The 21,422-nt window shown below is 65.0% G+C and carries 20 protein-coding genes; 13 read left to right on the top strand and 7 right to left on the bottom strand.

Going from position 1 to position 21,422, the window contains the following annotated elements; translation table 11 throughout:
* Positions 1 to 160 precede the first annotated feature (160 nt).
* From GO615_RS14055 to GO615_RS14080, 6 genes are all read right to left on the bottom strand, one after another.
* Positions 161 to 1,159, bottom strand: coding sequence for a UPF0149 family protein (locus GO615_RS14055; protein WP_211167112.1), 999 nt, complete (start codon positions 1,157 to 1,159; stop codon positions 161 to 163).
* A gap of 302 nt (positions 1,160 to 1,461) precedes the next feature.
* Positions 1,462 to 1,863 carry a type II toxin-antitoxin system MqsA family antitoxin gene (locus GO615_RS14060; protein ID WP_169129068.1) on the bottom strand — a complete coding sequence of 134 codons (402 nt, stop codon included), beginning with the start codon at positions 1,861 to 1,863 and terminating at the stop codon, positions 1,462 to 1,464.
* Between the two features lie 2 nt (positions 1,864 to 1,865).
* Positions 1,866 to 2,162 (bottom strand): type II toxin-antitoxin system MqsR family toxin, encoded by a 297-nt coding sequence (locus GO615_RS14065; RefSeq protein WP_169129070.1) that lies wholly within the window; start codon positions 2,160 to 2,162, stop codon positions 1,866 to 1,868.
* A 1,301-nt stretch (positions 2,163 to 3,463) separates the two neighbouring features.
* Entirely contained in the window at positions 3,464 to 4,726 is a 1,263-nt protein-coding gene (locus GO615_RS14070; protein WP_169129072.1) for an aminotransferase class V-fold PLP-dependent enzyme, read from the bottom strand.
* An 83-nt stretch (positions 4,727 to 4,809) separates the two neighbouring features.
* Complete coding sequence (had, locus tag GO615_RS14075; protein WP_169129074.1) at positions 4,810 to 5,874, bottom strand: 6-hydroxycyclohex-1-ene-1-carbonyl-CoA dehydrogenase; 1,065 nt, start codon at positions 5,872 to 5,874, stop codon at positions 4,810 to 4,812.
* Positions 5,875 to 5,930: 56 nt separating this feature from the next.
* A complete protein-coding gene (locus GO615_RS14080) occupies positions 5,931 to 6,143 on the bottom strand; it encodes a hypothetical protein (protein ID WP_169129076.1) in 213 nt (70 codons plus the stop codon).
* 271 nt (positions 6,144 to 6,414) lie between these two features.
* Between GO615_RS14080 and GO615_RS14085 the strand changes: the two genes are divergently transcribed.
* Genes GO615_RS14085 through GO615_RS14095 form a run of 3 tightly spaced genes read left to right on the top strand, consistent with a single transcriptional unit; the run spans position 6,415 to position 10,220 of the window.
* A complete protein-coding gene (locus tag GO615_RS14085; RefSeq protein WP_246262288.1) occupies positions 6,415 to 7,296 on the top strand; it encodes an FAD binding domain-containing protein in 882 nt (293 codons plus the stop codon).
* A 33-nt stretch (positions 7,297 to 7,329) separates the two neighbouring features.
* Positions 7,330 to 7,842: a (2Fe-2S)-binding protein gene (locus tag GO615_RS14090; RefSeq protein ID WP_169129078.1), complete on the top strand. Its 513-nt coding sequence runs from the start codon at positions 7,330 to 7,332 to the stop codon at positions 7,840 to 7,842.
* A complete protein-coding gene (locus tag GO615_RS14095) occupies positions 7,839 to 10,220 on the top strand; it encodes a xanthine dehydrogenase family protein molybdopterin-binding subunit (RefSeq protein ID WP_169129080.1) in 2,382 nt (793 codons plus the stop codon). The genes GO615_RS14090 and GO615_RS14095 overlap by 4 nt, the downstream gene beginning before the upstream one ends.
* 290 nt (positions 10,221 to 10,510) lie before the next feature.
* Here the strand turns inward: GO615_RS14095 and GO615_RS14100 are convergent, their stop codons facing one another.
* A complete protein-coding gene (locus tag GO615_RS14100; protein WP_169129082.1) occupies positions 10,511 to 11,398 on the bottom strand; it encodes a LysR family transcriptional regulator in 888 nt (295 codons plus the stop codon).
* A gap of 150 nt (positions 11,399 to 11,548) precedes the next feature.
* On the opposite strand from GO615_RS14100, the gene GO615_RS14105 reads away from it, so the two are divergent.
* The 10 genes from GO615_RS14105 to GO615_RS14150 all read left to right on the top strand — a co-directional run bounded on the left by GO615_RS14105 (position 11,549) and on the right by GO615_RS14150 (position 21,325).
* Entirely contained in the window at positions 11,549 to 12,628 is a 1,080-nt protein-coding gene (locus GO615_RS14105; RefSeq protein WP_169129084.1) for a 4-oxalomesaconate tautomerase, read from the top strand.
* A gap of 91 nt (positions 12,629 to 12,719) precedes the next feature.
* A complete protein-coding gene (locus GO615_RS14110) occupies positions 12,720 to 13,721 on the top strand; it encodes a DctP family TRAP transporter solute-binding subunit (RefSeq protein ID WP_169129087.1) in 1,002 nt (333 codons plus the stop codon).
* 86 nt (positions 13,722 to 13,807) lie between these two features.
* A complete protein-coding gene (locus tag GO615_RS14115) occupies positions 13,808 to 14,515 on the top strand; it encodes a TRAP transporter small permease (protein ID WP_169129089.1) in 708 nt (235 codons plus the stop codon).
* Positions 14,512 to 15,795 (top strand): TRAP transporter large permease, encoded by a 1,284-nt coding sequence (locus GO615_RS14120; protein WP_169129091.1) that lies wholly within the window; start codon positions 14,512 to 14,514, stop codon positions 15,793 to 15,795. Before GO615_RS14115 ends, GO615_RS14120 begins: the two co-directional genes overlap by 4 nt.
* A 72-nt stretch (positions 15,796 to 15,867) precedes the next feature.
* Entirely contained in the window at positions 15,868 to 16,713 is an 846-nt protein-coding gene (locus tag GO615_RS14125) for an HTD2 family dehydratase (protein ID WP_169129093.1), read from the top strand.
* Between the two features lie 10 nt (positions 16,714 to 16,723).
* Entirely contained in the window at positions 16,724 to 17,905 is a 1,182-nt protein-coding gene (locus GO615_RS14130; RefSeq protein WP_169129095.1) for a CaiB/BaiF CoA transferase family protein, read from the top strand.
* 18 nt (positions 17,906 to 17,923) lie between these two features.
* On the top strand, positions 17,924 to 18,745 hold the full coding sequence (locus GO615_RS14135) for an HpcH/HpaI aldolase/citrate lyase family protein (RefSeq protein ID WP_169129096.1): 822 nt from the start codon (positions 17,924 to 17,926) through the stop codon (positions 18,743 to 18,745).
* A gap of 52 nt (positions 18,746 to 18,797) precedes the next feature.
* The gene (locus tag GO615_RS14140; RefSeq protein WP_169129098.1) at positions 18,798 to 20,156 is read left to right on the top strand and encodes a class-II fumarase/aspartase family protein; all 1,359 of its coding nucleotides are present in this window, start codon (positions 18,798 to 18,800) and stop codon (positions 20,154 to 20,156) included.
* Entirely contained in the window at positions 20,153 to 20,317 is a 165-nt protein-coding gene (locus GO615_RS14145) for a hypothetical protein (RefSeq protein WP_169129100.1), read from the top strand. The genes GO615_RS14140 and GO615_RS14145 overlap by 4 nt, the downstream gene beginning before the upstream one ends.
* Before the next feature lie 51 nt (positions 20,318 to 20,368).
* On the top strand, positions 20,369 to 21,325 hold the full coding sequence (locus GO615_RS14150) for a LysR family transcriptional regulator (RefSeq protein ID WP_169129102.1): 957 nt from the start codon (positions 20,369 to 20,371) through the stop codon (positions 21,323 to 21,325).
* Positions 21,326 to 21,422 lie beyond the last annotated feature (97 nt).

A 21,422-nucleotide genomic window follows, 5' to 3' on the forward strand; every position in this document is an offset into this window, starting at 1 on the left:
TCTCGCGGAGCTTCTCCAGTCGATGTCTGCTTCGAACCGGGCCGAATGTCCCGTTAGGATCGATATCACCCGTTCGGTGACCCGGAGACCTGCTGTTCGAACCCGCAGGGCTCCGTGCGGCGGCTTTCCATGACACAGCTGCTTGCCAATAGCACGAGATCTAATGAAGTGTCGAGGCTACTCCACAGCACTTCTTGAACTTCTTCCCGCTTCCGCAAGGACAGGGGGCGTTACGGCCAACCTTCGGGTGCTCGCGTGTGACGGTTCTGGCCTGTTGGAGCTCATATATCGCCTGGCGATAAGGCAACCAGAAACGGTAAATGGACGCAACGGATGCTTGTATATGCTTGGCGAGATCCTCACGCTGCGCCGGTTTGTCCGCTAGCGCCTGCTCGTTCTCGCTGAGATCGTCACCGCCCAGCAGACGAATCGGGTTGAGCCACTCATATCCCCGCGGATCATCAAATAGCGGCTGCCAATCGGCGCGACAGAGCGAGATCCCGTCCATGAAACCGGCGGCCCACATCTCGGCATCGATGAATTCCTTGGATTTGCCTTCAGGAATGAAGATGTCGAAGATCGGTTCGTGGGAGTCCGCATCATGCTCAAGACTCCAGATGATGCCGTTGTAGTGGCGCATGATCATCTGCATGATTCGCTGCGCCTCGTCCATGGTCTCGAAGTGGGGCGCTTCTTCTTCACGCTTTCCCCATATGCCCGAGTACCACTGACTCATGTTCAAGCTGGTCGGGCCGACGATGATTGCCGTGAGATAGCCGTCCAGGTGATCCAGCAACATCGTTTCATCCGATGTGGCATCAGACAGCAAGAAGGCATCCAGTTCTTCCAACTCCTCGTCCGACAAAGGGGTTGCAAGTCGTAGTGGGTTGCTTTCAATGCCTAAGCTGCCTGCCGCTTGGCTAGGTTCGCCAATCAGCGACTCGATTCCGTCGTCACGAATGGTTCGCATGACTTCATCAAGCGCGGCTTGATCAGTTCTGAACATATCGTCCCAAACGGTAGAGTTGCCATGTTCGTCGATGACCTCCAGTGTCCACGCGGTATGCGGCATTCGGTAGATGCAGATCTCGACCGTATGAGTACCGACGGTGTAGTTCTGCTGCAGCGGGGAGTGGATCAGGTCATGTTCGTCGTACATGGGGCGCGCATCCAGTGTGAGGTCGCCATGGTAGCAGTTGGGATGACGATCACTAGCCGACCAGGCCGGATGGAGGCGCTAAGTTGATGGATAACCGCGGACCGGCCGTTTGACGGCTTCGGGGTGCATGCGGATTTGCGGATCGACGGCTTCGGTAAGGGGTACCGCTTTCGCACCCTAATGTCATGTCTTGATTTCCGGCAGTTCGGCACGGAACTGATCCGAGCAGTCGCTTGATCCTGATGCTGGCCTTTCGTGACGTGTTAAGGCGAACAAGGTTGACGGCGACAAGTCCTCCCGGGTCAGGCGGTTCTGACCTCGTTGAGCAGGTCGGGGTGACGATCCAGCACTTTGAGTAGTTTCACCAGGGCCAGCGGCGGCTTGGTCTTGCCGTTCTCGTAGCGCGAGAAGGCATTGATACCGCCGCCGAAGATTTCGGCGGCTTCGCGCTGGTCAAGCGCGAGCTTCTTGCGCACGCTGGCGATGAAGCTAGGATCGACAATGGCCGCATTTACCTGCTTCGAGAAGGCGCGCATTTCGCGCATGACGCGATCCGATTCGGCCGCATCCAACACCGACTCGGCGCAGGCCGGGCAGAAGTCGCCCGTCACCGCCGCAATGGTGGTGGTTTCGCCCTTGTACGTGTAGGGCAGGTCGCGGGTGTCGTGGATCAGTTCCGCCGCGCCGCACACAGGACATTTCATGGTCATAGCTCCTTGAAGGACACGATCAGCACGTCATCAATGACCGTCAGCTTCAGGTACACGTCGCCCGCCTGCGTGCTTGGGCGGTACACGTCCTGCCAGATCGTATGATCGGCGTGGGTGGTCATGCTCTTGTAGAAGTCCGCAGGCGTGAGTGCCGTCACCACGGCCAGCATGTCGGAAAACTCAAACCCCAACTCGTTCGCGCCAGCTCGCGCCGCGTGGGTCGTGCGCACCTTACCCGCCTCAACCAAGGCTTTGACTGCAGGCAGCTTGCAGTGCGGGGTTCGTTTCTCCATAGGCGGATACTAACCTAGTTGGTTATATTTGGCAAGTTGGTTAGCAATACGAGTTTCGGAGTTCCTCGTTCAGGATTTTTCCTGGCAAGTGAGCGTTGGGGGCGTTTCGCTTCAGCTTACCCTTGATCCTCGCCAATTCGCGATACACAGTCCACCGACCCGGCGGAACTCCGCTTCGTTGGCCGTGACGACTACCAATCCACGCGCCAGACCGCAGCCGGCAATCTGGCTGGCAGTCGTAAGGACCAGAAGTGCGATTTGGCACGAAAGCGGCCATCGAGTGGCACGACCGCTTATTTGTGCGCCACATAATATGGCGCGATATTGCATTACGCGCCATATAGAGCGATCTCTTGCGTTTGCTGCCCCGTGCGGCCTTGTTGAGATGGCAAACCGTGGAGTTCGCGACGGCTTTGCCTCCGTGTTTGTCGTCGTCCGGGAGCCCGATTTCTTCGTAAGATCGCGTGGGGGTGTCGCGCCGATACTGGCCTTCGGAGGCAATGCTCTTACGAAAAATCGAACCTAAACTACTGATTTATTGGAATTGTCTGCCGGATTGTGGCTCCAGGTGTCACCGGTTCGATCCCGGTATGTCGCCCCAAGTAATCAAGGACTTGGGGAAGAGTGGCTAATCTACAATTCCCCAATCGTTCTACAAAACGGCTCGCCGAAAGGCGGGCCGTTTTCACTTTACCGGGCTTACCTTCTCGCCCCGGCGCTTGCGAACGTAGTGCTCAGTCATTTCCCGCTTTGTGTGTCCGAGCAGCTTTTGGGCCTTGTCGAGCGCTTCCATGTCGTCTCCTTGATTTCGCGTAGGTCCCCAAGGCGCTGGCCGATGAGGTAGGCCAGCTCGATTGCCTCGCGCAGCGGCTCATCGGCGTACTTGTCGCACAACCCTGCCAGGGAACCTGGAAGCGGTTGCCGGTTCCGGCCGCCACGCATTCTGCGCGGCTTGCCTCCCTGAGTACTTCCCCAGCATATGATGCATCACCCGGTGGCCACCGTTCGCATCCTGCAAATCTTGTAAGATTCGCGGACCGACTAAGCCGTTGTCCTGTGCATCGGTGTGAGCTCGCGACGCGAACCTGCCGATGGAGGGACGCGACGGCGCCCAAATCACGGCAGGGCAGGGGAGAGATACAGCGCGGTCGCGCCACGATCGCTGCACCGATGCTCATCGCCAGTACCACGCCCGCGAGGATGTCTTTCACCTTTCCGACGATTGGGTGCAACTCCGGATGGAGGTGTCGATGTCGCGACGCTTTTCACACCCCCTCGTCACACGGTGATGTGGCGCTATATCACGAGCCGAGCGTTTCGCAGACCTGCCGGATGCCAGCAACGAGCCGATTCACATCGTCGTGCGTGTTGTACAGCGCAAAGGATGCGCGTGCGGTGCCGGTGATGCCGAGGCGCTGCATCAGCGGCATCGCGCAGTGGTGGCCGGCACGGATGGCGATCCCGCAATCGTCGAGCATTGTGCCGATGTCGTGGGGATGGATGCCGTCGAGCGTGAAGGAGAGGATGCCTGACTTTTCCGCAGCGGTCCCGATGATGCGCAAACCGGGGATGCCTGCCAGGCGTTGCGTCGCGTAGTGCAGCAGTTCGCGTTCGTGGGCTGCGATGCGTTCGATGCCGATCGAGGTCACGTAGTCGAGCGCGGTGCCCAGTCCGACGACGCCCGCGATGTGCGGGGTGCCGGCTTCCAGCCGGTAGGGAAGCTCGTTGTATTCGGTCGCGTCGAAGCTGACCGAACGGATCATGTCGCCGCCGCCCTGGCACGGTGTCATCGCCTCGAGGTGCGCGGTCTTGCCGTACAGCACGCCGATACCGGTCGGGCCATACAGCTTGTGCGCGGAGAACGCATAGAAATCGCAGTCGAGCGCGCGCACGTCGACCGGCAGATGCGAAACTGCCTGCGCACCGTCGAGCAGCACCGGCACCCCGTGGGCGCGGGCGAGGTCGATGATGCGCCGAACCGGGGTGATCGTGCCCAGCGCGTTGGACAGATGGGTCACGGCCACGAGGCGGGTGTGCCCGTTCAGCAGCGCCGCATACGCGTCGAGGTCGAACTCACCCGCATCGTCGACGGGAACCACGCGCAGCACGGCGTCAGCGCGCCGGCACGCCATCTGCCACGGCACGATGTTGGAATGGTGTTCCATCGCGCTGACGATGACTTCGTCGCCGGCGGCGAGGCGCGGCAGCGCAAAGCCTTGCGCGACGAGGTTGATCGCGTCGGTCGTGCCGCGCACGAAGATGATCTCGGCATCGGCACCCGCATTGATGAATGACCGGACCTTGTGGCGCGCATCCTCGTAGGCGTCGGTGGCTCGCTGGCTCAGGGCATGTACGCCGCGGTGCACGTTGGCGTTGGCGTTGCGGTAGAAATCCGCCTCGGCGTCGATGACCGCCGCGGGCTTTTGGGTGGTCGCCGCATTGTCGAGGTAGGCCAACGGCTTGCCATGCACGCGGGTGCGCAGTATGGGGAAGTCGGCGCGAGCCTGCGCGAGATCGCGTTGGACAAGGTTTGGGTCGCGGGGTGCTTCGGTTCGGCTGGTCATGTGATTCCCTACTGTGATTCTCGAGGCGTTGCGCCGATTCCCTTCATATCACGCGGATGCCCGGGCCGGTGATCGCTTGCCGCTCACCCCGCCGGCGTAAGCACGACCCGGCGCGTCAGGCGGTGGTCGCGCACCTCGGCGAAAGTCTCGTTGATGGTGTCCAGCGGGCGCCGTTCGATGAAGTCGGCGACCCTGATCTTGCCGGACAGGACCAGATCCAGCGCCCCCGGATACAACTCGGGCGGGCAGCCCCAGCTTCCCAGCGCACGCGCGTCGTGGGCCATCAGGTTGGCGAGACGGAAGTGGCCCTTCTCGATGTTGTAGCCGACCACGCACAGGGTGGCACCCGGCACCAGCAGATCGAAGGCCAGTTCCTGGCTCGCAGTGTTGCCCGAGCACTCCATGATGATCCATTCGGTCGGGCGCAGGCCCTTGTCCTGCGCGAACGCGACGATCGCCTGCTTGATCTCGCGCGACGTGCGGTAGTGGTCGAGGTTGAGCGTTGCCGCATCATGCGCGACCTGCTCGAGCTTGGCCGCCGAATGCGACAGCGCGATCACCTCGGCGCAGAGGGCGTTGGCGATCTGGATGGCAAACGTGCCGATGCCGCCCACGCCGATCACGACCACGAGGTCGCCGGGGCCGACGTCCGCCCGCACGGCCGCCTGATACGGCGAGGTCACCGCGTCGGCCACGACGGCAAGATCCGCCAGACCGAGCCCGATAGCGGCCAGTCTGTCCTCGTCCACCGCACACAGCCCCGCGGCCGGCACCCGCACATGCGTCGCGAAGCCGCCATGGATATGGTTGCCGGGCATCTTCTGGGCGCGGCAGATGGTGCCCTTGCCGCGCCGGCATAGATCGCACTCGCCGCACGGTACGACCGCCGGCACCAGTACGGCCTTGCCCAGCCATTCTTCGGCGCCGGGGCCGGCCGCCTCGACGCGGCCGGCGATCTCGTGCCCCAGCGCGAGCGGAAGTGGGTGGCTGGTGCGCACGCCGTTGTAGAAGTAATCGATGTCGGTATGACAGACACCGCATCCGGATACCGCCACGAGCACTTCGCCGGGGGCGGTTCCGCCGGTGTCCATCGCGACCTTCGTCATCGCCTGTCCGCTACCGTGCATCACCCAGCGATATGCGCGCATGGCTCTGTCTCCCCTGTGTGTGCAGTCATTCGCAAGCCGACGCCGGCCGTGTCGAGTCAGGCGCGGCTGGCGGGGGCACCGCCGGCGGTCCGTTCGGCCGTGCTGCGGATGAACGCCAGCACTTCGCCGAGGAACGAGTCGCCGTCCAGCATGGGCGGGAAGTCCAGGGGCGTGGCGCCGCGCTGGGCGGGAAACGGAATGCCGGCCACGTCGGTGTCATCACCCTCGGGTTCCAGCACCGGGACCATCGGATCGTATCGGGAAGCCATGGCGTTTCTCCTCATGTGAATCGACACATTGTCGATGCGGTGGAACGTGAGGTGAATATAGCCATGCGCTGCCGTCCTGATCCCCCCCACGCGGTATGGGCGGCCTCACGCCGTGCGCATCGGCCGGCGGACCGAATTTTCCGAACTCCGGGGATAGGCGCCGTACGTGCCGGATAGTCGGCGCCGTCCCGCTGCCGTTTCAATACGGGAATTCGGGGCCCACCCGTGCCGTCCGATCCACCCTGCCTGCATCTCGCGAAGGAGTGACTCCATGAGCAGTCGAATATTGCCGGACTTTGACCTGTTGCTGCCTCAGAGCATCCCAGACGCGGTCGAGCTGCTGTCGGCGCATCGCGACCGGATCACCGTGATGGCCGGCGGCACCGACGTCATGGTCGCGATGAAGTTCGCGCAGTCGCCAGCGCAGTTGCCAGACTACGTCATGAGCCTGGAGAACGTTCCGGGCCTCGCCTACGTGCTGTTCGACCCGGAAAGGGGGCTGCGCATCGGCGCCAAGGCGACGGTCGCCGATCTGCTCGCGCAGTCGGAGGTGAAACGGCATTACCGTGCGCTGTGGCATGCCGCGCAGACCTTCGCGACCGGCCAGGTGCGCAACACCGCCACGGTGCTCGGCAACCTGCTGCGCGCTTCGCCGGCCGGCGACTGCAGTTGCGCGATCTACGCGATCGGCGGCGTCGTCGTGCTGCACGGGACGTCCGGCCGCCGCGAGGTCGACATCGATGACTTCTGGCTGTCGTACGGCGTCACCGCGCGGCGGCCGGACGAGCTCGCCGTCGAACTGATCCTGCCGCTGCCCGCGGCCGGCTCCCGCTCCGCGTTCAAGCGCATGACCCGCACGAGCGAGGACCTGGCCAAGCTCAACGTCGCGGTCCGGCTCGAGATGTCGGGCAACACCTGCGTCGATGCCCGCCTCGCGATGGGCTGCGTCGCCCCCACGCCGCTGCGGCTGACCAGGACCGAGGCGCTGCTGAAGGGCAGGGAGCTCACCGCCGAGGTGTTGCAACGCGTCGCCGCGTCGGTGCCGTGGGAGATCAGCCCGATCGACGACAAGCGGTCCACCGCGGAATACCGCAAGCAGGTGTCGGGCGTGCTGCTCAAGCGGGCGATCCAGGAAGCGTGCGGCGCCGCGTGAGCGCATGCGGCCGACGAAGACGAGGAGACGAGAATGAAGAACCGGGATATCACGCTCCATATCAATGGTGAGGAATACAGGCTGAACGTCGCCGTCAATCGCACGCTGCTCGACGTGCTGCGCGACGAGCTCGGCATGACCGAGACGAAATACGGCTGCGGCACGGGCGAATGCGGCGCCTGCACCGTGCTCGTCGAGGACAAGGCGGTCAATTCGTGCCTGACGCTCGCCGCGACGATGGACGGCAAGCGCATCACGACGGTCGCGGGGCTGGCGGACTTCGGCCGGCTCGACCACATCCAGCAGGCGTTCGTCGACGAGGCGGCGATCCAGTGCGGCTACTGCACGCCGGGCATGGTGATGAAGACGGCGAGCCTGCTCGCGCAGAACCCCGACCCGAGCGAGGCCGAGATCCGCCACGCGCTGGAGGGCAACATCTGCCGCTGCACCGGCTACGAGAAGATCGTCAAGGCGGTGAGGAAGGCGGCCGAGACGATGCCGGGGCGCGCGGCGGCGGTCGAACCCTGCAAGGAGGTCGTGCAATGAGCGAGCAAGCGATCGTCGGCACCAACGCGCCGCGCGTGGATGTGCGCGACAAGGTGACCGGGCAGGCGCAGTACGCGGCCGATGTGAGGCTGCCGGGCATGCTGTATGGCAAGGTCGTGCGCTGCTGGGAACACGCCCACGCGCGCGTGAAGCGGCTGGATCTCTCGGCGGCGGCCGCTTCGCCGGGCGTCGTGCGCGTGCTCGGTCCGAAGGACGTCACGCCCAAGCGCTACAACTCGTCGGTGCTCGACCTGATGGTGTCCGAGTCGATGCACGACATGCTCGGGGACATCGACGACCAGCCGATCTTCACCGAGCACGTGAAATTCCAGGGCGATGCGATCTGCGGAATCATCGCGCGCTCCGAGGAGGCCGCCGAGCGCGCCGCGGCGAAGGTCGTCGTCGAATACGAGCCGCTGCCGGTGTATCTGACCGCGGAGGCGGCGAAAGCCCCCGGCGCGGTGCAGTTCACGCCGGAAAAGCCCGGCAACCGCGCGTTCCAGCTGCCCGAGGCGATGTTCCCGAACAACGCGCTCGGCGGCGGCGACGTCGAGGCGGCGATGCGCGAGGCGGACATCGTCGTCGAGGACGCGTTCTACGTGCCGAAACAGAAGCAATGCCAGATGGAGCCCCACGCGTACGTCGCGAAGGTCGACAGCGGCGGGCGGCTCACCTGCTGGACGTCGTCGCAGATGCCCAAGCTCGTGCAGCGCAAGCTCGCGAAGCTCTTCGACCTGCCGATGAACCTCGTCAAGATCGTCCCGACGGTGATCGGCGGCGGCTTCGGCACGCGCCTCGGCATGATCTCGGAGCCCCAGGCCTGCGCGATGGCGCTGGCGGTGCCCGGGCATCCGGTGAAGCTGCAGACGCTGCGCGAGGAGGACTGGGTGATCTCGCCGAGCCGCCACCCGGGCAAGTACTGGATGAGGATCGGCTTCAAGCGCGACGGCTCGCCGCTCGCGTGCGACGCGCGCTTCGAGAACTACAAGGGCGGCTACTACCTCGATGCCTCGGGCACGGCCTTCACCGCCGGCGCCTGGCTCGGCGGCATGTACCGCTTCCCGGCGCTGCGCTATCGCGGCGAGTCCTACTTCACGAACCAGGGCCTGACCGGCGCATACCGCGGCTACGGCAATCCGCAGACGAACTTCGTGCTCGAGCAGCTGATCGACCGCGCGTGCGCCGGGCTCGGCGCGGACCCGGTCGAATGGCGCAAGAAATGGCACAAGGGCGTCGGCGACGACGGCTGGTGCCCCGGCGTCACCTATCCGTCGTGCGCGCTCGACGAATGCCTCGACCGCGGCGCGGCGGCGATCGGCTGGACCGAGAAGCGCCGCAAGTACGCGCGTCAGACCGGCACCCTCCGGCGCGGTGTCGGTGTCGCGGTGATGAACCACACCAGCGGCGCGATGCCGATGCTGCTCGAGCACACCGCCTGCACCGTGAAGCTCAACGAGGACGCGACCGCCGAGATCCTCTTCGCATGCTCGGACATGGGGCAGGGCTCGCACACGGCGCTGAAGCAGATCGCCGCCGAGACGCTGGGCTTCCCGTTCGAGCACGTGCAGCTGTCGGGCGGCACGTCGGACGTCGCCGGCTTCGACATCGGCGCGCACGCGAGCCGCACGATCTACGTCGGCGGCGCCGCGGTCAAGAAGGCCTGCGAGGAGGTCAGGCGGCAGCTCTGCGAGCGCGCGTCGCTGCAGCTCGGGGTGCCCGCCGAGCAGCTCGACATCCGCGACAAGCGCATCTTCGTCCAGGCGGATCCGGCGCGCGGCATCGACGCCGAGGCGATCACGCGCGCCGGCGTCTACCACTTCGTCGACCCCGCGACCGGCGAGCCCGGTGGCGTGCCGGGCCAGATCCAGGGCTACGTGAGCTTCTTCGCGCCGCACAACTCGCCGCCCTTCGGTGCGTCGTTCGCCGAGGTCGAGGTCGACACCGAGACCGGCGAAGTCCGCGTGCTCGAACTCGTCAATGCCCACGACATCGGCCGCGCGATCAACCCGGCGGCCGTCGAGGGGCAGCTCGAAGGCGGCATCCAGCAGGGACTCGGTTTCGTTCTGAGCGAGGAGATCTGCTACGACGCCGACGGCCGCGTGCAGAACAACAGCTTCACCGACTACAAGATGTTCGGCCCCGAGGACATGCCGAAGATCACGACCATCCTCGTCGAGGACGCGGACCCGATCGGGCCCTTCGGGGCGAAGAGCGTCGGCGAGTCGGGGCTCGTGAGCCCGGTCGGCGCGGTCGCCAACGCGATCTTCCACGCCATCGGGATCCAGTTCACCGAGGCGCCGATCACGCCGGAGAAGGTGTTGAAGGGTATTCGGGAGACGGGCGTGCGCGATTACGGCAGCATCGGGGGTGGTCGCTGATCGGCTACAGGGCGGTCTCGGGCAGCAATGCGGCCGCCGTCAGGCGGCCGCGTTCTTCTTTGGGGGGCTAAGGCGTGGTGCCTTCGCGGGGGGGCCTGCCTGCGAGGGCGTGGGTGACGTTGGACTGCAGTCGACCCACTGCCGTCACTCGCGCCATCACAGGCTCAGTGGCAGGTTTGGGGTCGGATCAGACTTTCGCAGCGATCCGCCGATATAAGTCCAGCTGCTCAGTCTTCAGGTGCCATTCGCCATCCGAAGGGAACAAGATAAGGGACGACCGCAATATCTGGTCACGCGGTATGGGCCCTCAGCAATTCGAAGAACGCGTTAGCCGCGGGCGAGAGTGTGCTGTTCTTGCGACGCAGGAGCGTGATCTTCCTTTTCACGACCGGGCTGACCAAAGGAATCCGGCATACGCCGGGGCGGGCGCCCTCTTCCAGCGTCGACGCAGGCAGGATTGCCGTACCGACGCCCGCAGCGACGAGACTGATGGCAGTGGCATGGTGTTGCACTTCATAGGCACCGCTCAGGCTGATGCCGCGTTTCGCGAGTTGGTAATCCATGAACACGCGCGTCGCGGTCATGCTGCTGACGACTATGAGCTCCGCTTCTCGCATGTCTGACCAGGTGACGGAGGTGCGGTCGCTCAGCGGATGTTCCTTGCGGCAGAAGAACATGAGGGGTTCTTCCAGCAGCGGCGTCTCCAGAATCTCGGGGTGGCGCTCGGTGGGGATGCCGATACCAATTTCGGCCTGTCCGTGCAAAACCGCGTCGCGGACTTCGAAGGCCGAGGTGTCGATCAGGCGCACCCGATTGCCGGGGTGGGACTGCATGTAGCGTCGAATTACGGCGGGCAGAACGTGCGAGGCCATCGTCGGCACGCAGGCGAGCGTGAAGCTGCCCCGTGCATGTTTCGACATGTCCTTCAGACGGCCCACCGCGAGCGTCATCTCGCCGACGATCGCCTTCGCCTGCGGCAGGAACTCGCGTCCGACTGCCGTGAGTTCGACGTAGCGCGTCGTGCGGTCGAGCAGCCGCAGGCCGAGGTAGGACTCGAGCTTCTGCACACGGCGGGTCAGGGCCGTCTGCGTCACATGCAGGTGCTCGGCCGCTTTGCTGAAGCCGCCCAGTTCGGCGATCACCACGAAGGCCTGTATTCCGTCGAAATCGATTTTCATCTCTGATTCCTTGAGGGCGCGGTGCCGGCGCGTGTTCGTGTCTATGCTGAAATCGCAACAAAAACGACATTCATTGCATTTCAGTAATCATCGGCCGATCACTAACATTGCCTCACAAAACAGCAGAACGTGCAACAAGGAGACAGGCAAGTGGATCACATTCCGTGCGTGCTGATGCGTGGCGGGTCGTCGAAGGGTTTGTTCTTCCTCGCGGAGCACCTGCCCGATGATCCGGTTGCCCGTGATCGTCTGCTGCTCGCGGCGATGGGCTCGCCCGATCTGCGCCAGATCGATGGCATGGGAGGCGGCAACGACCTCAGCAGCAAGGTCGTGATCGTCGCGCCCTCGCGGCGGCCCGATGCCGATGTCGAATATCTCTTTGCGCAGGTGTCGGTCGCCCGCGACCTGGTCGATGTGCTGCCGAACAGCGGCAACATGCTGGCAGCGGTCGGCCCCTTCGCACTCGAACGCGGTCTCGTGAAGGCCTCGAGTCCGGCGACCCGCGTGCGCATTCTCAACATCAACAGCGGCAAGCTGGTCGAGGCGATCGTGCAGACGCCTGGGGGCCAGGTAACTTACAGCGGGACTTTTGCGCTCGACGGCGTACCGGGAACGAGCGCGCCGATCACGCTGAACTTCCTCGACCCCGCCGGTACGAAGACCGGACGCTTGTTGCCGACCGGGAACGCACAGGACGTGGTTGCGGGCTTGCCCGTCACGTGCATCGATTTCGCGATTCCGATCGTGTTCGTGAAAGCCGAGTCTCTTGGCAAGACCGGCCATGAGAGCAAGCAGGAGCTGGACGGCGACGCGCTCTTTCTCGGGCGGCTCGCAGAGATCCGGGTCGCGGCAGCGCAGCTGATGGGGCTCGACGTGTCGCCCGACCGGGGAGTGCCCAAGATCGCCATGATTGCCGCACCACGCCGTGGGGGCAGCATCGCGTCGCGCTATTTCGTGCCGTCGAGCTGCCACCCCGTCCATGCTGCCACCGGTGCGCTCGCCCTCGCAGCGGCTTGTCATACGCCCGACACCGTCGCCGAGGAACTTGCCGAGTTCGACGAGAACACGCCGCGCCGCATCCTCATCGAGCACCCGAGCGGGCAGATGGCCTGCGAGCTGCATATTGCGGCCGATTCCGGCGACGGTGTGCCTGTCATCGACGCGGCATCCCTCGTGACCTCGGCGAGACCACTTCTGAGCGGCGACGTGTTCGTGCGCCCGCCGGCGTAACGGCGCCTCGCGTCCTCATCGCAACGCGTTCTGGTTCGGCAGTCAGACGGACTGCGGCCGAAACGGATTCAACACACCAAGGAGACTCCCAATGAAAACCCTCTACGCACTGACCACCGCCGTCGGCATCGCCTTTTCGGGCCTCGCCGCCGCGCAGGATCCGATCGTCATCAAGTTCTCGCACGTCGCGGCCACGGATACACCGAAGGGGCAGGCAGCCGAATTCTTCAAGAAGCAGGCCGAAGAGCGCACGAAAGGCAGGGTGAAGGTCGAGGTCTATGCCAACAGCACGCTCTACAAGGACAAGGAAGAGCTCGAGGCGTTGCAGATGGGGTCGGTGCAGATGCTCGCGCCGGTCGCGGGGAAGTTCGGGCCTGCGGGGGTGAAGGAGTTCGAGGTGTTCGACCTGCCCTACATGTTCCCGAGCGAGGCGGCGCTGCATCGCGTGACGCAGGGACCGGTCGGAGCGTCGCTGCTCAAGAAGCTGGAGGCGCGCGGCATGGTCGGTTTGTCGTACTGGGACGCGGGCTTTCGCGTACTGAGTTCCAACAAGCCGATCCGCACGCCGGACCAGGCGAAGGGGCAGAAGATCCGGATCAATTCGTCGAAGGTCAATCAGTCGATCATGAAGTCGATCGGCGCGATCCCGCAGACGATGGCGTTCTCCGAGGTGTATCAGGCGCTTCAGACCGGCGTGGTCGATGGCGCGGACGGGAATTTGTCGAACCTGTACACGCAGAAGCAGCATGAAGTGCAGAAGTACGTGACCCTGACTTATCACACGTACAGCGGCTATGTGGTGGTCGTGAACAAGGGTTTCTGGGAAAAGCTGCCCGCGGACATCCGCAGCGAACTCGAGGCGGCGATGAAGGACACCACGGCCTACAACGCGAAGGTTGCCGCGGAGGACGACGCCAAGGCGCTGGCCGCCATCCGGTCCATCGGCAAGAGCGAAGTGCATACGCCGACGCCTGAGGAGCGCGCGGCCTGGATCAAGGCAATGGCTCCGGTGCAGGACGAGATGGCGAGCCGGATCGGCAAGGACGTCATCGACGCAGTGCGCAAGGAAACCGCAAAGGTCGCGAGCAACTGATCAGACGACACGGATCGGGCGGGCATGCCGATGGGGCGCTGCCCGAGGCCTGCGCTCGCCCGCCCAAGACCTTTCGGGAGATTTCGATGAAGTTCCTAGATCACTTCGAGGAATGGCTCATCACGTTGTTGATCGGCACGGCAACCGTCGTGACGTTCGTGGCCGTGATGCACCGCTACGCCTCGGGCTTTGCCATTCCCGGTCTGCAGGACTGGCTGCTGTCGATCAACCTGAGCTGGGCGCAGGAGCTGACCATCATCCTGTTCGTGTGGATGGCGAAGTTCGGTGCGGCCTACGGTGTTCGCACCGGCATTCACGTCGGCGTCGATGTGTTGATCAACCAGCTGCGGCCGCAACTGCGCGCGAAGCTCATCCTCTTCGGTCTGCTCGCCGGAGCGCTCTTCACCGGCATCGTCGCGACGCTCGGCGGCGAGTTCGTGTGGGAGAACGGAGCCCATTACGCCTTCTACGAGATGGCCGGCCTGGCGCTCGACGACGTCCTGGAGGGGCCCACGACGCCCGATCTGGAGTGGCCGACATGGATCGTCTACAGCGCAATTCCGCTGGGCTCGAGCCTGATGTGTTTCCGCTTCCTGCAGGTCGCGCTGAGTTTCTGGCGCACCGGCGATCTGCCGCATCACGACCACGGGCACGTCGATGGGTTGGAAGAAGCCGGCCCCGGCGCTGAATTCGACGGGTTTGCGCTCGAGGACAACCTGCACCCGCACGATCTGAAGGATGGGGGCGAGGCACAGAAGCGTGCACGTGGCGACGTCGGAGGGAAAACGAAATGAATGCGGCGATAATTTTCGGCCTCCTGCTGGCCCTCATGCTCACCGGCATGCCGATCTCGATCTCGCTCGGCCTGACCGTCCTGAGCTTCCTGTTCACGATGACGCAGGTGCCGCTGGAGTCGGTGGCGCTGAAGCTTTTTACCGGCATCGAGAAGTTCGAGATCATGGCCATCCCGTTCTTCATTGTGGCGGGCAACTTCCTCACGCACGGGGGGGTTGCGCGGCGCATGATCAACTTCGCGACGGCGATGGTCGGGCACTGGCACGGCGGCCTCGGACTCGCAGGGGTGGTGGCGTGCGCCTTGTTCGCCGCGGTGTCGGGATCCTCCCCGGCCACGGTCGTTGCAATCGGCGCGATCCTGTTGCCGGCGATGGTGAAGGCGGGTTTTCCGAACAAGTTCGGTGCCGGTGTCATCACCACGTCGGGGGCGCTGGGCATCCTGATCCCGCCGTCGATCTGCATGGTGATGTACTCGGTTGCGACAAATACGTCGGTCGGCGCGCTTTTCATGGCGGGCGTGATTCCGGGAATCGCACTCGCGGGCGTGCTCGGCGGGGTCACCTGGTGGCGTGCGAAATCGAACAACTACCCGCGCCAGCCCAAGGCGAGTCTCGGTGAGCGCGTGCGCGCATTCCGCGAGTCGGTGTGGGGCCTGTTCCTGATCGTGCTGATCATGGGCGGGATCTACACGGGCATCTTTACCCCCACCGAGGCGGCGGCGATGAGCGCGGTCTACGCGTTCGTCGTTGCGATCTTCGTCTATAAGGACATGTCGCTGAAGGATGTGCCGAAGGTGCTGCTCAACTCGGCCAACATGTCCGCGATGCTGCTGTACATCATCACGAACGCCGTCTTGTTCTCCTTCATCATGACGAGCGAGAACATTCCGCAGGCGCTCTCGGAATGGATGCTGAGCCACGGTCTCGGCATGGTCGCCTTCCTGCTCGCGGTCAACGTGATCCTGCTGCTGGCCGGCAACTTCATGGAACCGTCGTCGATCGTGCTGATCTTTGCTCCGATCCTGTTTCCGGTGGCGGTCAAGCTGGGGATCGACCCGGTGCACTTCGGCATCATCATGGTGGTGAACATGGAAGTCGGCATGTGCCACCCGCCGGTGGGCCTGAATCTCTACGTCGCCTCCGGCATTACCAAGATGGGCATCACCGAGCTGACCGTGGCCGTCTGGCCGTGGCTGCTGTCGATGCTCGGCTTCCTGGTAGTCGTGACCTATTGGCCGGGCCTCTCGATCTGGCTGCCGAAGACCCTCGGAATGATGTGACGCCGCGCCCGGCCCCCGGGAAGGGAGGCCGGGTTGCGTCGCGGATTCCTCGTACCCCACGGAGAACCAAACATGAATCTCAAAGACTGGATCGGCCGCGCGGAGGAAGTCTCCGACGTCGCGACGGCAACCCCGTATGCCGCGCTGTCGGCCACCTTCGACCGCGAGGCGGTTCGTCCCCCGGTGGGCACCGCGCTGCCCGCACTGTGGCACTGGCTGTACTTTTTGCCGCTGCACAAGCAATCGGAAATCGGCCCCGACGGCCATGCCAAGCGCGGCGGTTTCTTGCCGCCGGTGCCTCTGCCGCGTCGCATGTGGGCCGGCAGCCAGTTCGAGTTCCACAAGCCCCTGCGCATCGGTGATGCAATGACGCGCACCTCGACGATCCACGACGTCACCGAGAAATCCGGCCGCACCGGCCCGCTGGTGTTCGTGAAGGTGCGCCATGAGATCCGCAGAGGGGGCGAATCGGACGTCGCCCTCACCGAATTCCACGACATCGTCTATCGCGAAGCTGCAAAGCCTGACGACGTCGCCCCGCCGCCGAAGGCCGCTCCCGCGAGTTCGACCTGGGAAAATAAATGGGTGCCGGACGACGTACTGCTGTTCCGCTACTCGGCGCTGACTTTCAACGGCCACCGCATCCATTACGACCGCAAGTACGTGACCGAGGTCGAGGGCTATCCGGGGCTGATCGTCCATGGTCCGATGATCGCGACGCTGCTGCTCGACCTGCTGCGCCACCAGATGCCCGACGCGGAGGTCGTGCGCTACGAATTCCGAGCGATCCGCCCGGTGTTCGACATCAACCATTTCTTCGTCTGCGGCGAGCCGCAAGCGGACGGCAAGACGATCCGCCTGTGGGCGAAGGACCACGAAGGCTGGCTGACGATGGAAGCCACCGCGGTGATCAAGTGAGGAGCGCACGATGAGACCCCTGGAAGGCATTACCGTCATCACGCTCGAACACGCGATTGCCGCGCCGTTTGCGACGCGCCAGCTGGCCGATCTCGGCGCGCGCGTGATCAAGGTCGAGCGCCCCGGCGTAGGCGACTTCGCCCGCGGTTACGACGAGCGCGTGCGCGGCCTGGCATCGCATTTCGTATGGACCAACCGCTCGAAGGAGAGCCTGACGCTCGACGTCAAGCATCCCGAGGCGCAGGCGATCCTCAAGCGCCTGATCGTCGAGGAGGCCGACATCGTCGTGCAGAACCTGGCGCCCGGTGCCGCCGCGCGCCTGGGCTTGTCGTACCGCGAGCTCTCCGCGCTCAAGCCGGAGATCATCGTCTGCGACATCTCCGGTTACGGCTGCGACGGCCCGTATCGCGACAAGAAGGCCTACGACCTCCTGATCCAGAGCGAATCGGGTTTTCTCTCGGTGACCGGGACGGAAGCGGAGCCGTCGAAGGCGGGCCCGTCGATCGCCGACATCTCGGCCGGCATGTACGCCTACAGCAACATCCTCGCGGCACTGCTGCAGCGGCAAAAGACCGGCCGAGGTCAGCACCTCGACATTTCGATGCTGGAGAGCCTCGTCGAGTGGATGAACTATCCGCTCTACTACGCGTTCGACGGCGCCTCGCCGCCGCGCCGCACCGGAGCCTCGCACGCGACGATCTATCCCTATGGCCCATTTCCGGCCGGCGATGGCAAGGTCGTCATGCTCGGTCTGCAGAACGAGCGCGAATGGGGGGCCTTCTGCGAGAAGGTGCTGCTGCAGCCCGGGCTCGCACGCGAAGAGCGCTTTTCGAGCAACTCCCGACGCAGCGCTGCCCGCGAGGAGTTGCGCGCGATCATCCTCGACGCGTTTGCAGCGCTGACCGCCGAGCAGGTCATTGCCCGCCTGGAAGAAGCCCAGATCGCCAATGCCCACGTGAATGACATGCACGCGGTGTGGGACCACCCGCAGCTCAAGGCGCGCGGGCGCTGGCGCGAGGTTGGCACCGCCGCTGGCGTCGTGCCCGCCTTGCTGCCACCGGGCTCCTGGGAAGAGGGCGAGCCGCGCATGGACCCCGTGCCCGCTCTCGGCGAGCACAGCGAGGCGATCCTCGCGGGACTCGGGTACGACACCGATCGCATCGCGGCCCTGCGCCGTGACGGCGTGATCTGAGCGGCGGGAGTTCCGACCATGCAGATGCCGATCACCTATCTCTTCGTGCCGGGCAACCGACCGGAGCGTTTCGACAAGGCGCTGGCGGCCGGAGCCGGGGCAATCGTCCTGGATCTGGAGGATGCCGTCGCCACCGCGGATAAGTCCCTCGCACGGGATGCGATCGCGGACTGGTTCGCGGGCCGCGCGGGCGATGCCTCACGCATCGTCGTGCGCATCAACGACGCGCAGTCACCCTGCTTCGCGGACGATCTTGCGCTGCTCAAAGCCATCGGCGTCCGACAGGTCATGCTGCCGAAGACAGAATGGCGGGAGCAGGTTCGCCAGGTCATCGACGCCGTGTCGCCGGCGGTCGCGGTGTTGCCGCTGATCGAGACGGCGCGCGGCGTGCGCAACGTGGACGATATCGCCGCGACCGAGGGCGTGCTGCGGCTCGCGTTCGGCACGCTGGACTATGCGGTCGACCTCGATCTGTCGGGCGAGGAGGCCGGCCTCGCCTACGCTTCGGCCCGGATCGCGATCGCGTCGCGCTGCGCCGAGCTCGCCTCCCCGGTCGCAGGCGTGACGCCCGCAATCGACGACGAGGCGCGCATCCGTGCGGACTTCGCCTCCGCTCGCGCCTTCGGTTTCGGAGCGAAGCTGTGCATTCACCCCAGGCAGGTCGCTGTCATCCACGAAGCATGCCGCCCGTCCGCCGAGGAGCTGGCGTGGGCCGAGCGCGTGCTCGTGGCGGCGCAAACCTCCGAGGGCGCCGTGCAGCTCGACGGGCGGATGATCGACCGCCCGGTAGTGCTCAAGGCCCAGGCGATCGTATCCCGCAGCCGCTCCAGCCACGCCTAGCGGACGAGCGACCCCAGCATTCCCACATTTCAAGCATTCAGGAGAACGTCCCATGGGCGCGACCATCATCGATTCAAGCATCTTCGGCAACATCTTCAGCACCGACGCGATGCGTCAGGTCTGGTCCGACCGCAACCGGACCGCCAAATACCTGGAGATCGAGCGCGCACTCGCCGTTGTGCAGGGCCGGCTCGGCATCATCCCGCGGGAAGCCGCCGACGAGATCGTCAAGAACTGCGACATCGACAAGATCGACATGGACAAGCTGCGCGCACAGACCGAGCGCATCGGCTATCCGGTGCTCGGCGTCGTCTCTCAGCTCAACGCGCTGTGCCGCGACAAGCTGGGCGAGTACTGCCACTGGGGCGCGACGACGCAGGACATCACGGACACGGCGACCGTGCTGCAGATTCGCGAGGCCCTGGAACTTGTCGACGCAGACTTGCAGGGCATCTCCGCGGCCCTCGTGGAAATCTCTCGCCGCCATCGCGACACGCCGGTGATCGGCCGCAGTAACCTGCAGCAGGCGATTCCCGTGACGTTCGGCTTCAAGACCGCCGCGATCCTCGCAGGCATCGAGCGTCACCGCGAGCGCCTCGCGCAACTCCGGCCGCGCGTGCTGATGGGCGAGTTCGGTGGCGCCTGCGGCACGCTCGCGTCGATCGAGCAGGGCGCGATGGAGACCCAAGCGGGATTGATGGCCGAGCTGGGCCTCGCGCAGCCGGACATCGCGTGGCACACGGTGCGAGACACGATCGCCGAGGTGGGCGCCTTCCTAGGCCTTGTCGGCGGTTCGCTCGGCAAGATCGCGATGGACGTCAAGCTGATGATGCAGCACGAGGTCGCCGAGGTATTCGAACCCTTCCACCCCGGCCGCGGTTCGAGCAGCACGATGCCGCAGAAGCGCAACCCGATCTCGAGCTGCTATATCCACGCGGCGGTGTCCGTCGTGCGCCAGCACGCTGCGGCCTTGATGGACGCGATGATCGCCGACCACGAGCGCTCGACCGGGCCGTGGGAGATCGAGTGGATCGCGCTGCCCGAAGCCTTCTGCCTGCTCGCCGGTGCGCTGAAGCAGACGCGCTTCGTGCTGGAAGGCCTCGAAGTCGACGCAGCCAAGATGCGCGCGAACATCGACATCACCAACGGGCTCGTCATGTCCGAGGCGGTGATGATGGGCCTCGGCCCCTACATCGGCCGCGAGTATGCGCACGACCTGGTCTATGACCTGTGCCGCGAAGCGATCCGCACAAACCGGCCCCTGCTCGACATCCTTGCCGAGCATCCCGAGATCAACGTACACCTCGACCGTGCCGCGCTCGCGCGCCTGTGCGATCCGGCGAACTACCTCGGACAGGCCGGCGTGATGGTCGACAAGGTGCTGCAGCGGGCGGCGGGAGCGATGCGATGAGCGACGCGATGCGGGCGACTCCCTTGCCGGAACGTAAGACTGAGCCTTTCCGCGCGTGGGAGCTTCCCGCCCGCGAGCCGGGTCCGGCAGGCAAACGCACGCCGGACGGATGCGAGGAGGCCGATGGGCTGGCAGCCGTCGCGGTGCTGAGCACGAACTAGCGCTGCGGTGACCCGCGTTGCGCAGAGACGTCGCGAAAGGAGGGCTAAGGCATGGAACTCAGACAGCTGCGCTATCTGGTGCGCACGATCGAGCTCGGCAGCATCAGCCAGGCCGCACTCGACCTCGGGATCGCTCAATCCGCGGTGAGCCTGCAGATCCAGCGCCTTGAAGGCGAACTCGCGACGCGGCTGCTGCAGCGTACGGCGACCGGGGTGATGCCGACTGATGCCGGCATCGCCTTCCTCGCCCATGCGCAGCTTGCCCTGCGCCATGCCAGGGAGGCGGCGACGGCCGCACAGCAATCACGTCTGTCGGGCATCGTCAGCGTCGGCCTGGCACCATCGACGTCCGGGGTGCTCGGCTTTCCTCTGATCGAGGCAATGCGGGAGCACTACCCGGACATCCGCATCCACCTCGTCGAAGGGATGTCCGGTCACCTTGGCCAGATGTTGAACGGCCGCGAACTCGATCTCGCCGTCCTGTTCGATACCGGGCCCACCAGCCGGTGCAGCGTTCAGCCCCTGCTGGAGGAGCGCCTGTTCTTCATATGCGGCGCCGACGTGCGCCCCACTACCCTGCCGACTCGCCTTGCCCACATGGCCGAAGTACCGCTCGTACTGCCGACCCCGCGTCACGGTCTGCGCCGGGTCATCGACGCCGCGTTTCACGCACTGGGCATGCGTCCCGCAGTCATCGCCGAAGTCGATTCGCTCTACGTGCTCATGGACATGGTGGCACGGGGCATGGCGGCGACCTTGCAGCCGTGGGCGGCACTCGCGCGCCAGTCGGATGCGGAGTCACGCTTGAGCTGGGCCGAGATCGTGGATGACGGGACTTCCCGCCGGAATCTCTTGTGCAGTCTCTCCGACGACGAGCTGTCACCGGCCGCGCTGGCGACGCGCGGCATGGTGATTCGCGTCGTGCGCCGGCTCGTCACCGAGGGCTGTTGGCGCGGCGTCGCGACCGGCCATCTCGATCCGAGATGGGGCGATATCGGCGCGGCTTAGGGCAAGGGGTGCGCCAGACGCAATAGTGGAGCCGTCGACGTGCAGGGGGACCGCGGATTGCGGTGACCGCACGGCGAGGAACCAGCCCCGAATGGAG

This window comes from Aromatoleum evansii (assembly GCF_012910805.1).
GTDB classification, from domain to species: domain Bacteria; phylum Pseudomonadota; class Gammaproteobacteria; order Burkholderiales; family Rhodocyclaceae; genus Aromatoleum; species Aromatoleum evansii.